At 41.2% G+C, this 13,776-nt stretch carries 12 protein-coding genes; 8 read left to right on the forward strand and 4 right to left on the reverse strand.

Annotated elements, in window-relative coordinates; all coding sequences use genetic code 11:
- Positions 1–21: 21 nt before the first annotated feature.
- The 8 genes from V7K30_RS12685 to V7K30_RS12720 all read left to right on the forward strand — a co-directional run bounded on the left by V7K30_RS12685 (position 22) and on the right by V7K30_RS12720 (position 8,916).
- Positions 22–1,383: a cystathionine beta-synthase gene (locus V7K30_RS12685; protein WP_334999577.1), complete on the forward strand. Its 1,362-nt coding sequence runs from the start codon at positions 22–24 to the stop codon at positions 1,381–1,383.
- A gap of 13 nt (positions 1,384–1,396) precedes the next feature.
- Entirely contained in the window at positions 1,397–2,533 is a 1,137-nt protein-coding gene (locus V7K30_RS12690; protein ID WP_334999579.1) for a cystathionine gamma-synthase, read from the forward strand.
- A 536-nt stretch (positions 2,534–3,069) separates the two neighbouring features.
- Entirely contained in the window at positions 3,070–3,441 is a 372-nt protein-coding gene (locus V7K30_RS12695) for a four-helix bundle copper-binding protein (RefSeq protein ID WP_334999762.1), read from the forward strand.
- A 688-nt stretch (positions 3,442–4,129) separates the two neighbouring features.
- Positions 4,130–5,227: an RNA polymerase sigma factor gene (locus V7K30_RS12700; RefSeq protein ID WP_334999581.1), complete on the forward strand. Its 1,098-nt coding sequence runs from the start codon at positions 4,130–4,132 to the stop codon at positions 5,225–5,227.
- 208 nt (positions 5,228–5,435) lie between these two features.
- Positions 5,436–6,167 carry a hypothetical protein gene (locus tag V7K30_RS12705; protein ID WP_334999583.1) on the forward strand — a complete coding sequence of 244 codons (732 nt, stop codon included), beginning with the start codon at positions 5,436–5,438 and terminating at the stop codon, positions 6,165–6,167.
- Positions 6,168–6,604: 437 nt separating this feature from the next.
- On the forward strand, positions 6,605–7,234 hold the full coding sequence (locus V7K30_RS12710; RefSeq protein ID WP_334999585.1) for a hypothetical protein: 630 nt from the start codon (positions 6,605–6,607) through the stop codon (positions 7,232–7,234).
- 320 nt (positions 7,235–7,554) lie between these two features.
- Entirely contained in the window at positions 7,555–8,283 is a 729-nt protein-coding gene (locus V7K30_RS12715) for a hypothetical protein (RefSeq protein WP_334999586.1), read from the forward strand.
- A gap of 336 nt (positions 8,284–8,619) precedes the next feature.
- On the forward strand, positions 8,620–8,916 hold the full coding sequence (locus V7K30_RS12720; protein ID WP_334999588.1) for a hypothetical protein: 297 nt from the start codon (positions 8,620–8,622) through the stop codon (positions 8,914–8,916).
- Between the two features lie 24 nt (positions 8,917–8,940).
- Here the strand turns inward: V7K30_RS12720 and V7K30_RS12725 are convergent, their stop codons facing one another.
- From V7K30_RS12725 to V7K30_RS12740, 4 genes are all read right to left on the reverse strand, one after another.
- Entirely contained in the window at positions 8,941–9,321 is a 381-nt protein-coding gene (locus tag V7K30_RS12725) for a hypothetical protein (RefSeq protein WP_334999590.1), read from the reverse strand.
- Positions 9,322–9,364: 43 nt separating this feature from the next.
- Entirely contained in the window at positions 9,365–9,979 is a 615-nt protein-coding gene (locus V7K30_RS12730; RefSeq protein WP_334999592.1) for a Uma2 family endonuclease, read from the reverse strand.
- A gap of 207 nt (positions 9,980–10,186) precedes the next feature.
- Complete coding sequence (gene modB, locus V7K30_RS12735; protein WP_334999594.1) at positions 10,187–12,007, reverse strand: molybdate ABC transporter permease subunit; 1,821 nt, start codon at positions 12,005–12,007, stop codon at positions 10,187–10,189.
- A 374-nt stretch (positions 12,008–12,381) separates the two neighbouring features.
- Positions 12,382–13,284 (reverse strand): class I SAM-dependent methyltransferase, encoded by a 903-nt coding sequence (locus tag V7K30_RS12740; protein WP_334999596.1) that lies wholly within the window; start codon positions 13,282–13,284, stop codon positions 12,382–12,384.
- Positions 13,285–13,776: the final 492 nt, after the last annotated feature.

Below are 13,776 nucleotides of genomic sequence, written 5' to 3' on the forward strand. Positions count from 1 at the left end.
ATAACCTGATAAGGAGTAAATATGACCAGTTACGACAATATTTTGCAAGCAATTGGTAGAACTCCATTAGTCAGACTTAACAAAATTACCGAAGACATTCACTCAACTATTTATGCCAAAGTAGAATATCTCAATCCTGGCGGGAGTACCAAAGATAGAATTGCCCTCACCATGATTGAAGCCGCAGAAAAAACAGGTCAACTGCAACCGGGTGGCACTATTATTGAAGCTACCGCAGGTAATACTGGTGTGGGACTGGCATTAATTGCAGCAGTGAAAAAATATCGCTGTATTTTCGTCATGCCTGATAAAATGAGCCAGGATAAAATCAACCTACTCAAAGCTTATGGTGCTGAAGTAGTTGTTACTCCCACATCAGTACCGCCTGACTCGCCAGAAAGTTATAACGGTGTAGCGGAAAGACTCGCCAAAGAAATACCAGGAGCTTACAGACCAAATCAATTTGAAAACCCGAACAATCCGTTAGCACATTATTTGACTACAGGCCCAGAAATCTGGTCAGATAGTAATGGCAAAGTTGATGTTTTTGTTGCAGGTATGGGCACAGGTGGTACAATTTCAGGAGTTGCTAGATACCTGAAAGAGCAAAATCCAAATATAGTAATTGTTGGTGCAGATCCAGAGGGTTCAATTCTTTCTGGTGACACCCCTAAATCTTACAAAGTTGAAGGAATTGGTGAAGACTTTATTCCCAAGACATTTAATCGTCAATTAGTCGATGAAATGGTTCGGGTTAGTGATAAAGAATCTTTTAATATGGCTCGTCGTCTAGCACGAGAAGAAGGTTTATTAGTAGGTGGTTCCTGTGGTACAGCAGTAGCCGCAGCGCTCAAGTATGTAGCCAGATTAACAGAGCCGAAGTATATTGTAGCCCTATTACCAGATACCGGAAGAAACTACATTAATAAAATCTACTCTGATGCCTGGATGCAGGAAAATGGTTTTTGGGAAGGTGCAACAGTAAAAAGCATCAAAATTGGTGAAATTCTTGCTCAAAAAACAGATTTTCCTTCTCTAGTTGCTGTCAGTCCTCGTGATACCTTGAACAAAGCCACAAACTACCTACAAAAGCTGAATATTTCCCAGCTACCTGTGATTGATAATAATCATGTAGTAGGAAGCGTCAATGAAGCCTCTTTAATGAAATTTCTTCATGATGGTATCAACTTTTATAACCAGGAAGTTTCCGCAGTCATGGGTAAACCGCTGCCAATTCTTGATGAAGAAGTTGATGTTTCCGAAGCTTATCGAGTTCTTTTATCAGGAACTACAGGGATTATTATTACGCGGCATGATGTTCCCATTGGATTAATTACCAGAGCCGATTTAATCAAATATTGGATTAGTCAAAACCAAGAATAATCAAGGAAAAATCATGGAATTTGAGACTAGAGCAATTCATGAAGGTCAACAATCAGATCCACAAACAGGGGCTGTAATTGTTCCTATTTATTTGACTTCTACTTATGAACAAGAATCTATAGGTAAACACAAAGGATATGAATATTCTCGCACGGGAAACCCCACCCGTACTGCTTTAGAATCTGCTTTAGCTTCTCTTGAAAATGGGAAATTTGGTTTAGCATTTGCCTCTGGGTTGGCTGCAACTACCACAGTATTAAGTCTACTCAAAAGTGGCGATCATATTGTTGCTGGTGATGATTTGTATGGGGGCACTTATCGTTTGCTAGAAAAGGTTATAAAGAATTGGGGTGTGACAACTAGCTATGTAGATATTGATAACATCGCTGATTTTGAAACTGCCATTCTACCAAATACTAAGCTGATTTGGATTGAAACTCCTACCAACCCTTTGTTAAAAATTATTGATATTGCCGCACTGGCAAATGTTGCCCGTAAAAACAACATCATATTAGTAGTTGATAATACCTTTGCTAGTCCTTATTTTCAAACACCGTTAGATTTAGGTGCTGATATTGTAGTTCACAGCACTACCAAATATCTAGGGGGACACAGCGATATTATTGGTGGCGCAGTCATCACATCTAACGAGCAACTATACACCGGACTGAAGTTTTATCAAAATGCGATCGGGGCGATTCCTAGCCCTTTTGATAGTTGGTTAGTGCTGCGAGGTATTAAAACTCTGGCGGTGAGAATGCGAGAACATGAAAAAAACGCTTTATTTTTGGCTGAATTTTTAGAAAAGCATTCCAAAATTGAGCGAATTTATTATCCAGGATTACCCAGTCATGAACAGCATCAACTAGCAAAAGAGCAAATGTCTGGCTTTGGGGGGATGATTAGCTTGGAATTAAAAGGTGGTTTTGCTGAGGTTGAAAGATTCGCTTCCCGACTTAAGTTATTTTTGCTGGCTGAAAGTTTAGGAGGGGTGGAATCGCTGCTTTGCTATCCTACCAAAATGACTCACGGTTCTTTACCAGAAGCAGAAAGATTAAAACGCGGAATAAAGGATAATTTAGTCCGTCTTTCGGTAGGAATTGAACATCAGCAAGATTTGCAAGCTGATTTAGAAAATGCTCTAAGTTGAAAATTGGGCATGGGAAAAACCGATTTTCATTTGGCGTTGTAAACTTGATTTGTCGCCCTACTTTCACAGATAGCTTTGTTTCTGGTAGGGATTTAAAGCCAACCAGAAACATAATTACGAATTATGGATTACGAATTTTTAAGGGTGTCTATCTTCAAGTTAATAGAAGTTAATAAATGCTGGGTTAATAATATAAGTTCATAAATGCTTTATTTAGGCGTTTGTTAAAAAACATGACATTATTTTTGTTCCAGATTTAACTCTAACTTTTGATCCCTGACGGAAAATTAACTTGTTCAAGAAAACCCCACTTAAAAACGGGGGTTTATAAGCCTTAGTACGTAATAATTCCCAGAAAAACAACACTAAGCTAGTGTAGAATTCGTTCAAATTTCCGGTAATTATATCGGGATAGTAGGCTTATAAATTCCGAATTAAAAACCCCATTGACTCTTTAAAAAGATAGGACTAATGTTATGAGTAGTCCTTTTAAGGACAGTATTTATGCATCAAAAAATCAGGAGGTATTTGCGATGATGATGATGACGATGGCTGAAACCATGACTCCCGAAATGCAAACCTGCATGGAAGTTTGTATGGACTGTCACAAAATGTGCATGGAAACCATGACTTACTGCATGAGCAAAGGTGGTAAGCACATGGACAAGAGCATGATGAGCATGATGAGCATGATGCGCGATTGCTCTGAAATGTGCATGATGTGCATGAATATGATGATGAGTGGTTCTGAGTTCATGGAACGCACTTGTATGCTCTGTGCTGAAATGTGCGATCGCACTGCAATGGCTTGTGAGATGATGAGCGATGACGCGAAAATGATGGAATGTGCTGCTGCTTGCCGCAAGTGTGCAGAGTCTTGCAGAAGTATGCACATGATGCCTGCATAATTTCCCTACCTCGCAGAAGTTTCTCTGCAACCTAATATTCAAGCGCTCAGACTCTTCGGGGTCTGGGCGCTTGAAGTAAGGACTTCTAAAATTATCAGTTGATGCAAGTCTAAACCAATACTTTAATAATCATTAATATTACTTAAAATAGTTACGGGATTAGAAGCGATGCCTATGGCAACCCGTACCACTACCCTGCGGGAAGCGCAAGGCGCAACGTGGAAGCAAGCTACGCATAGCGTCTCCGACAGGAGAAGCGGGAACGCACTAAAAATAGTCTTATCCAGTACAATCTTGTCACCTTGGGATCTGTTGAAGTCACTAATGGTATTTAGACCAATAGCAGAGCCGTTAAAAGCAGCACTGGTATTATAAAGGAATCTGTCAGTATCCGCACCACCTGTCAGTAGATCATTACCTCCCCAGTTTCTTGCGCTTCATATCTAGCAAGCTTTTTGCCTTTTTATAAACATCGAATTCACGTTAATTTAATATTCTTTAATTAAAGTCCGTGATTTCACTGAGGACACCCATTAAGAGGGATGTTAGAGTCCCAGCAGATATCAAGCAGATATAACTACCTTATTATTTGAATCTCAGACCACATTTCATACTCAAACGCCTAGCACTATAAGGAATTGAAGGCATTAATTTTGTACCAATTGGATACACTATTAGGTCAAAAATTATGTCAAATTATCAATCAGTGGTTGCATCAGTTACGTCCTGCCTGCGGAATAACTCGGAAGATGAAGATTCAGGGAAAAGGTTTTGGCAACAATGGCAGCAATATCGAGATGATCTCTATCGTTGCTGTCTCAAGTGGATGGGTGGGAATCTGACTGATGCGGAAGATGCCCTGAGTCGGGCGATGCTCAAGGCTTGGGAGAAGGTGCAAAAGTATGCGGAGGAAATTGCTAATTTTAAGGCGTGGCTGACTCGACTGACTCATAATCTCTGCGTGGATATTCATCGAGAACGCGATCGCGGTGCGAATAGAGTTGAGAATATAGAAGTATACGCCTCTAGTGAGGAGCAAGGACTGGTTTCCTTTGAGGATACGCCAGAAATTGCAATGGAGACTGGCGAGAAAAGGATTGTGATTCGTCGTGCGATCGCTAATTTACCAACTAGGCTGCGCGAGACGTATATCCTGCACTTTGATCGAGAACTGTCTTATCACGAAATTGCCCAACAGCAAGAGATTTCCTACCAAAATGTCTGCAAGCGCATCTCCCAAGCGCGGGCTATTCTGCGAGAGGAGTTGAGGGGATATTTCATCGGGGAGGATGGGACTGATACGGATTTATCGGTTCCACCGACAGCAACGAAATCGGCAATTGGGGAAATGTCCGAGGAGAATGTGGGAGTTAAAGCGATCGTAGGCGAGACGGTGACATTATCTGTTGCGGTGGAGGAAGTGGAGAGTGTTGTTGGTGAGAAATCGATTGAGGTAGCGCGATCGGTGCAGCACTCTGACTCGGCTTCTGTTGTGGCGATCTCTGATGAGAAGTTAGAGGTCAAGAGAGATAGTTCTCGCTGCGTTGAGGCGGCGCTGTGTGAAAGTTGGTCTGTACCGATTTTGGCTTTGGCACAATTTGATAATGAAACTGGAAGTTGGGGGAATTCCTGTCTGGTGGTGCAGAGGATGCAACAACAGCTAGAGGTAGGGAAAGGATGGGGAGAATTTGTGCTACCTTCCCGCTCTCCTCCTTTGGATCGTTTTCCCTATTTTCAATCCTTTGTCAAGAATCTGTCGGGGATGATGAAAGTTCATTTCTTTTGAATCAATGGGATAAGAGCTAGAGGGGATGCCTTGCCCAAGGGATGCTACGCAAAGGGCAGGCTAGGCATCGTGGTTTATGAGAATGCCTGACCCAAGGTAGGCAATGAAGCAACTCGGCTTATGAGTCGAAAATTCTGAAATTCCACAATCGAACCGTCTTATTTATCAAGGAAATTGGAATGACGATAAATGCAATGGAGGGATTTCTATGGCAAACATTAATATAACGACGCTAGATGGTATTGATAGTCTACGCGTCAACACAGTTGCTCAGATGACACAAGTTAATCAGAATCACTGCGGAGCATATGCATTAGTAGCGGCGATTGGAGCATTTGGAAGATTTCCGGTACAAGTAGGAGGATTACCAATAGCTTACCAAAACGCTGGACCTTTCCCCGTCGCTAGAAATGCAGTGTTAATGCCTACAAACACTTACGCACAATTGGCCGCATTGGTATATCAAGTTGTTGGAATTCTAAACTTACTACCCAATCCCCTCGTTTTTCCAGTAACCCCAGAATTAGGAAATGGGCTTAACTTGTATAATTCGCCAGCAGCGATTGCCAGTGTGGCGATGCAGATAGGAGCGCCACTCCCTCAATTAACAGTTAGGGTGGACACCAGTGCTGCTGGGTTACAGCTATTACAGTTTTATCCAAACGAAGTGCAACGTTGTCAATGTGCTGTCGGTATGGCCAATGTGAACGAGACTGGGACAGCGGTATACGCTTTGCCTGCTCTAAACCAAACGCAAATAGTCTGTGTGCAGGCTAATCATAATTTACATTGGGTAGTGCGAGGATCGAACGGTCAGTGGTACGATCCAGGCACCGGGTTGATGAACAATCAATGGAATGTAGATGTTGTTAATAATACAATTATAGCCGGGATGAATGTTGTATATCAGTTTTCAGGAGTATGGTTGACGATCCAATGATAGATGATTTCATTGAATTTGATGGTTGTAATGTAGATTAGGGTAAAGATTTAGATGGAAATATAGCAATTCTCATATTGGTGAGGTACAGTCAATTTTTATCTCTTCTCCTGCGTAAAATAAGCTGGTGGGATAAAGTGTACCTCAGAAGTCTGAGAAACGCTATATTCATATGTAAATAGTTGAAGTAAAGGATGGCTTTTTGTTCGAGCTTGCAACAATTAAGAGGGGCGATCGCCCCTCTTAATCTATTAAAGGAAAATGATTGCTTAATTAGTAGCGTCTATTAATCAATAGCACAAAATGGTTTATCTTCTTGATGCTTGTTTCATCGGGTGCATCAGGTTATAAAAAAAAGCCTCTAACTCGAAAAATTCAGAAATTACTCTGTGAGATCGTCTTAATAATGAACATTCACAAAAAATGAGGAAACAAGTATGGTTAACTACCAGCTTAATATTCGCCTAGCAACTCAGGATGTACGAACGATAAATGGTGCTGGACAAAAGGTAGCAATCGTTAAGTCAGTTGGTAACACTAGTGGCACCCCAGTCATTTGGGTAGGTTTTGCTCCTTTTGAAAACAACCAAGTTTCATGGCAGAATCAATATGGTGTTTATGCATCGAGTACCCAGGTACAGAGCGGAGCCACGATCTTCAAAACTTCTGCTGTAAATCCGGCGAGTGCGAATACTTTTTATCCTTTTGTAAATGGTACATTCAACTCACCGAATCCTCCTGGTGGTGGGGATAATACCTATGGGATTAGTAATAACTATTCTCAACAGTTTACCTTCGGGATGGCGCAGTCAGTAACTGCTAATGGCAATACTTTTGACGCTAATCCCCTTAATGCTGTCCCAGTTCTGAGCAAGCAAAATGCAGTTTTTACACCAATTGAAATAGTCAAGGTCTTCTTGTTTGGTAATTTCGATAACGGTGTGATTATTAGCAATATTACAAGCAATGCTTTGATAGTAGATCTCACCAAGGACCCCAATCCTACCATTAAGTACGACCAGTCATCCGGTACATTCGTGATGGCATCTGCTTTAGCAACGGCATAATTATAGACATCTCCAGAAACTGAGGATGGACTCCTGACATTTTGGATTTCAGCATCTTTTTTGGAGATATCTTCTAGCAATCGGATGTTAAGTTGTAAAATAAATGATTGTGAAATCCTTATCTAGCAATTTTGTTTTATTTATATTGCTAGATATTTTTTGTATAAGCTAGTTGTCATAGTTGATAAACTAAATGTATACTGTAAGGTTTTTTATGGGGCAAGAGTTATACTCATATGTCAATAGTTGCTAGACTTCGATCGTTTATCGAATTACCTGCTCAAATCTATTACTGCTGTTATTGCCAAAAACAGGTTTTTATGGCAATTGCTAGTCTGGTCTTGTTCTTATTTTATATACAAGATAGTTCAAGTGCTGATTCACTCAAAGTAATAATTGATAAAAAAGATTTGCCACTTATTTATCAAGCTGGTCAAAGAGTTGTACTAATAAAAAAAGTATTTAATGGAGGATATAAGGTCGCCTGGGCAACGTTTGAGCCATTTGAAACAAATTTAGTGACATGGGATAGTGACTATTCTTTATACGCTTCTCCAACCCAACCTGTAGAAGGAATCAACCTTTCAGGATTATCGATAACTCAAGCACAAGCACAGAATAGATTTATATTTAAGAGTGATAGAACTTTTTCTGCTCCACAATCTAACCAGATGTTACTACCCAATCAATACATGATTTTAAACGATGTGCCTTATAATCAAGCGGAATCGTTAACTTTTGGCATGGCTCAAGCCTTTCAACTCAATAATTCTGAAAGACAAGCCCTGCCGCTAAATGCCGCTTTAGTGCCTGCCAAACAATTTGTAAAATTCATACCTGAAGATAAAGTTTTGATATTTTTGGCAAATAACATTATCAATGGCACTATCCATAATCAGGTAATTTTAGAGTCTGACTTGAGTAAAATTGCTTCAAAACAATTAGTTTCTGGTAGTGCAGAGAGTGTGGCTACCGAATTAGATTTTAGCACTAACAAGAAGCTCTCTGTTAAGTACTATCCCAACCAGGGGAAATTTATCCAACAATGATATTTGTCCTACAGGTTAATTGAATTGACCTCTAAGAATATAATCGCCTGAGCTTGTAATGCGATCGCATCTAATAGGACTTAGACAAAAAACACCCATAAAATAGCCTCAAATGTATACATAGAGACACTTTTACATCGTTTTACTTGTTCTCAGAGACGCTGATATTGAAAAAGGTGATGCCTGCGGCGGGCTACGCCTACGCATCGGTATCAGGGATTCGGTTACAATAATTAAAGAGCAAAAAGTAGGTGTAATTATCGTGCAAGCTATTTTTTGGAGTGTAGAAGAAGTCGCCCACAGAGCCAAACAACTTTACGAAATTTTCTCTAGATTTTGTTATCGATACTGGATTCAACGACCATCTTACTCTACCAGCACTCTTCAGTCAGTGCGATAAATCTTCTGTTATATTCCAGCACACTTGCAAGATTAGCTGACGGTAGCGAAGCTTTATTATCTATACATTTAGCAACAATTGTTTGGGACAATATAGAAAAAGTAGTCCCTATTTTAGCTTTGGGTTATAAACCTTTACTTGGAACTGCTTTGATGGGAGGATATCATTTAGAGATAGATTTTGAAGAGAATGGTTTGGTTTCGTTAGAAAAAATCCCACCCTCGATTTCATAGATTATTAACTATAAACTTCATCCATTAAAAAACCTGGAGTTTTGAATTATTCCGGTGCATCATTGCAACGCAAGGAAGCGATCGCATCCAACCCCGACGACATCCAACTTTATCATCAAGCACTAGGTCTGTTTTACCGTCGCGCTTTGCAGCTTCAACCGAGAATTTTCTGGAAATTAAGGATACACACGTTGGGCTTTGCCCCGCCGTAGGCATCGCTATACCAACATTAAAATCAGCTATCTCTTGCAAAAAATGGCAGAATATGAAGACATCGCCATTCTGACTTTTATTAACCTGTTGCATGAGGATAAAAGCGATCGCCCAAGGCAGTATTTCTTGAGCGCGTATCTTTAAAGCAAAGAAGTTGGATTGACTGGGGAAACCAAAGGATGAAAGTGACACTCCCCTGGCAGATTGCAGATGTCATGTATAAGATATTCAATTTTCAATCCCACACCCGACGCAAATTCAACACAAAACCCGGTAACACCGCTTCACCGGACAACTCAGTCGGATTCTCCAACACTTCCACTGCTAATCTCGGTCGATAAATTTCCACCCGTCGCTGCTGCGGATCAATTAACCAGCCCAGCAGAGCGCCATTGTCAATGTACTCCCTCATCTTAGCTTGCAAAGACCCATGCCGATCTGAGCTAGAGCGTAACTCTACAACAAAATCCGGGCAGATATTAGGAAACGTTCCTTTTTGTTCTGGAGTAAGTGCCTGCCAACGTTCTCGGCTCACCCAAGAGGTGTCGGGGGAGCGAGTCGCACCATTGGGTAAAATGAAGCCAGTCGAAGAGTCAAAGGCTTTACCCGGTTCGCCCGAATTACGCCACCACAAATACAACTCTCCAGAAATACTCCAATTGCGTTCTCCAGTTTCCCAGCCCGTTGGTGGGTTCACAATTAACTCTCCCTGTGCGGTTCTTTCCAGTGTCAAGTCTCGGTTGGCTGCTGCTAAAGCGGCAAACTGTTCCTGAGTGACGTACAACCCGATTGTCTTAGGCAACTCAATCAATAGGGTTTCGGTTTCTGGACTGGCGGGTGTCTGTACCATCTTGATTTCTTACACAATAGGGATTTAAGTGAAAGATGCCTACCCTATTAACTAACACATTCTACGCGCTTGTCTTCGCGATCGCCTTTTAGCCGATGGAATTCTTACTTCACAAGGAACTGGAGTTTGACGACTTTCAGGTTGTAATCTAACCCAACTCTCCACAAGCATTTTATGCAACGCCCCCTGTGACGTATATCTCTGCGTTCACTCCATCAAAATCAACCGCAGAGGATCTAAATGCACATACCAAGGAAAAGGTTGGTCTTTCATCGTCGCCCATTTTTCTTTGAAGACTTCAGCTTGCAGATGGTAATCTTGAGAATTCTTGCCAGCCGAATGTAGTTTGAGAAACAACGTCATCCGGTGGGGCGTTTCACTTGTTCGTACTAGCCAACAGGGAAAAGTATTTTCCTGTGATGAGTCGTTGGTGAAAATGAACTGATGGGCACGGATGCCGATGTGGGATAATTCGCTCTTGGCTGGTTCAATTACTTGAAGAGTACAACCCCAATCAGTCGCTTCTAGCTGTTGTGATGACTGGAGAACAATGCGGGAGAAGTTTTTGCATCCAGTGAGTTGAGCAACACTCACAGTAGCAGGATGCTGGAAAATCTCATGTTTACTACCATAATGAACGGCTCTACCATGCTCTAATACCAACAGATTTGGACAAATCCGATAAGCTTCTTCCATATTATGGGTGACAAATAGAGTCACACCTTGGTAGCCGGCTAGAGTTTCTGTCATTTGCTCCTCTAATTGACTACGTAGATGGGTGTCAAGTGCTGAAAACGGCTCATCCAAAAGCAATGCTTCCGGTTGACTTGCTAATGCTCTTGCCAAGGCTACCCGTTGTTGTTGACCCCCAGAAAGTTGGTGCGGATAGCGATCGCCTAATCCCTGCAACTGCATTGCTAACAATTGTTCTTCTACCTGCACTCTAATACTCCCAGCAGATAGTTTTTTGGGCAAGCCGAAAGCGATATTTTGCGCCACACTCATGTGCGGGAAGAGGGCGTAATTCTGCACTAAAAAACCGATGCGGCGATCGCGGCTGGGTAAATTAATTCTTTGTTCTGAGTCAAACAGGACTCTGCCATTTAAAACTATCCGCCCGATTGTGGGCGTTTCTATCCCCGCAAGGCAGCGTAAAATCATGCTTTTACCTGCTCCAGAACCCCCTAACAATCCCAAGGGTTGCTCATCTGTAGTGAAAGCAACTTTTAAATGAAAGCTAGGAAGGATTTTTTCAATGTTGACTAATAATCCGCCAGATTCAAAGCTAGAGTGCGGGTTGTAGAGAATTTCCCCCCCCGCTTCCCCTGCTCTCCTCACTCCCTGCTCCCTGCCCCCGCCTCCCCTCTTCTTTTCCCTCAACTCTTGCCAGAAGTTGACTGCAATAATTCCAGATAGAGAAATCACCATAATTGCGATCGCCCAAAACCAAGCCTCGTTCATTGCTCCCCCTTCCACAGCAAAATAAATCGCCATTGGGATTGTCTGCGTTTGTCCGGGAATGTTACCAGCCAGCATCAACGTCGCGCCGAATTCTCCCAAAGCACGGGCAAAAGCGAGCATTGTGGCGGCTACAATGCCGGGTAGTGCTAGGGGTAAACTGATCCGCCAAAAGATTGTGGCTTCGTTTGCACCAAGGGTTCTGGCTACTCGCAGCAGATTACCATCTATTTGTTCAAAGGCTCCCAATGCAGTTTTATACATTAAAGGGAAAGAAACTACGGTAGCTGCGATCGCTGCACCATACCAAGTAAAAACGATGCTGAAGTCAAAAGACTGCATGAGTTTCCCTACAGGGCCATTTTTGCCAAAAAATAGCAGCAACAGGAAGCCGACAACGGTGGGGGGCAAAATCAGTGGCGCAATAAAGATACCCTCAATCAACGATTTACCTTTGCCACGATATCCTAGCATCCAGTAGGCAGCAGCGATCCCCAAGAAGAAGGTGATAAATGTAGCGAGTAATGAAGTTTTGAGTGATATCCAAAGAGGCGATAAATCCAATGGCATAGTTGCGTAGGGAAGAATTAGCTCAACTAATTCCTAATTTACCAACTTTATTTCCAATATGTTGGGAAAAGTTGGTAAATTACATCAAAAACAGGATATTCATATTGGAAAATATGTTTTACTCACATCTTGTACCAATCTAAATTAGCCCTCTCCCGCCAGGAAATAAATTTCCTCTCTTATAGCCAAAGTCCACTCAAGCAGATTTAAGCTGTTGCTCAGTCTTCTAAAGAAGACTTTAGCTATTAGCCTCAAAATTAATTCTGAGGCGGTTATTGATAATAGTGCAATATTCAAAAATAAAAGCACAACATTGTTGTGCTTCTATAGATTATTTGTATTCAGTTAATTTTGACAATAAGAGAGTTTCTTAATTAGTCAAGTTGAGTACTGTAAGCACTAAAACCATAAGCCAAAGTTTCTTTTAAATTACCTGTTGGCTTGAGACTTCTGTTGATGGCATTAGCAAACGGCACTGGAATTCCTTTGATGGTTTCCGGCAAAATTGCATATTCTTCTGTTGGTTCCACAATGTATTGTGGACACTTAGTTTTGATGCCAGCAGTCGCTAACATTTCATTAATTTCAGCAGAAGAATATTGCTTGAGATAAACTGGATTTCTGACAAATGGGTTCAGCCTTCTGATAAAATTATGGATAATATGAGAAGGACAAGACTTGTTGTGAAAGGAATGATTAAAAACGAAAATTCCACCGGGTTTGAGTACACGAGATATGTCAGCCAACAAATTTCTTAATTGTGCATCTGGGATATGCATAAAGACGCAGTTAGAAATTACCAAATCTATAGAATTATCTTCTAAAGGCAATATTTCAGCAGAATTGCAAATCAAGTTAAATTCAGCTTCTGGGAAAAAATTATATTCTTGTTTAACCTTGATTAATCGCCGCAATAAAGGCTCAGAAATATCAATCCCATAATATTTTTCGCATCTCAGATTTTTCGCTTTAGAAAGATGTAAAGGTGCGCGACCATAACCAGAACCAATCTCCAGAATAGAGCCAACAGATTTATTCAATGGAAATTTGTTCCAAGTACCTCCAGGCGTGCCAGTTAGCAGAGTGTAATCTTGTTTGATAGGCGATGTATCTGCAATTTTTTCAATTTTTTGGGAACCATAATATGTTTTACCAATTGCGTCCCATGTTTTTTTATGTTGAGTATTATTCAATTGTTCATAGTCGCTAGGAAAATAAATGCCATCTCGTAATTCAAAGTCATTCAGACTGAATTTTGCATTTGTTAATTGAGTCATTAGGATTATTCCTCATAAATAGTTAAGTCTGTTTTCTGTTATACTCTTAACTCAGCATTAACCGCAAGTGATTTTTACTGAACCGCTTCCCCTTAGCCTTTCTTCAAAGTTTATAACTGTTTTGAATTCGATGGAATATAGTTTGTAGGGATACACAGCGGTGCATTGGTGTCAACTTAAGCCCAAACCCCTTTAGAACCTCGTTTCTAGCCTCCGGCTGGAAATGCTCTTTCATTGCGCTGCTGTCGCGAGCAAGGGAGGCGGAACCTCAAAATATGCATTCCCAGTCTCTGACTGGGAACGAGGTATAACTGTTTTGAATTCGATGGAATATAGTTCGTAGGGGCACATAGATGTGCGCCCAAAGCGCCTATTGCATCCAAAGGAAACGACCTAATTAGCTTAATAAACAAACCTCTAAGAAGTTTTACTACGCAAAACCGTCCCTCTGCGACTCGCAGAGGGACAGACTTTAACGAAAGTTCAAGGCAG

Origin of the sequence: Nostoc sp. (assembly GCF_036917655.1) — a bacterium.
Classification (GTDB): Bacteria; Cyanobacteriota; Cyanobacteriia; order Cyanobacteriales; family Nostocaceae; genus Nostoc.

What these genes read in the sequence shown, in the direction of transcription:
- V7K30_RS12685 (WP_334999577.1), top strand. Translation starts at nt 22, where the DNA reads ATGACCAGTTACGACAATATTTTGCAAGCAATTGGTAGAACTCCATTA.
- V7K30_RS12690 (WP_334999579.1), top strand. Translation starts at nt 1,397, where the DNA reads ATGGAATTTGAGACTAGAGCAATTCATGAAGGTCAACAATCAGATCCA.
- V7K30_RS12695 (WP_334999762.1), top strand. Translation starts at nt 3,070, where the DNA reads ATGATGATGACGATGGCTGAAACCATGACTCCCGAAATGCAAACCTGC.
- V7K30_RS12700 (WP_334999581.1), top strand. Translation starts at nt 4,130, where the DNA reads ATGTCAAATTATCAATCAGTGGTTGCATCAGTTACGTCCTGCCTGCGG.
- V7K30_RS12705 (WP_334999583.1), top strand. Translation starts at nt 5,436, where the DNA reads ATGGCAAACATTAATATAACGACGCTAGATGGTATTGATAGTCTACGC.
- V7K30_RS12710 (WP_334999585.1), top strand. Translation starts at nt 6,605, where the DNA reads ATGGTTAACTACCAGCTTAATATTCGCCTAGCAACTCAGGATGTACGA.
- V7K30_RS12715 (WP_334999586.1), top strand. Translation starts at nt 7,555, where the DNA reads ATGGCAATTGCTAGTCTGGTCTTGTTCTTATTTTATATACAAGATAGT.
- V7K30_RS12730 (WP_334999592.1), bottom strand. Translation starts at nt 9,979, where the DNA reads ATGGTACAGACACCCGCCAGTCCAGAAACCGAAACCCTATTGATTGAG.
- modB (WP_334999594.1), bottom strand. Translation starts at nt 12,007, where the DNA reads ATGCCATTGGATTTATCGCCTCTTTGGATATCACTCAAAACTTCATTA.
- V7K30_RS12740 (WP_334999596.1), bottom strand. Translation starts at nt 13,284, where the DNA reads ATGACTCAATTAACAAATGCAAAATTCAGTCTGAATGACTTTGAATTA.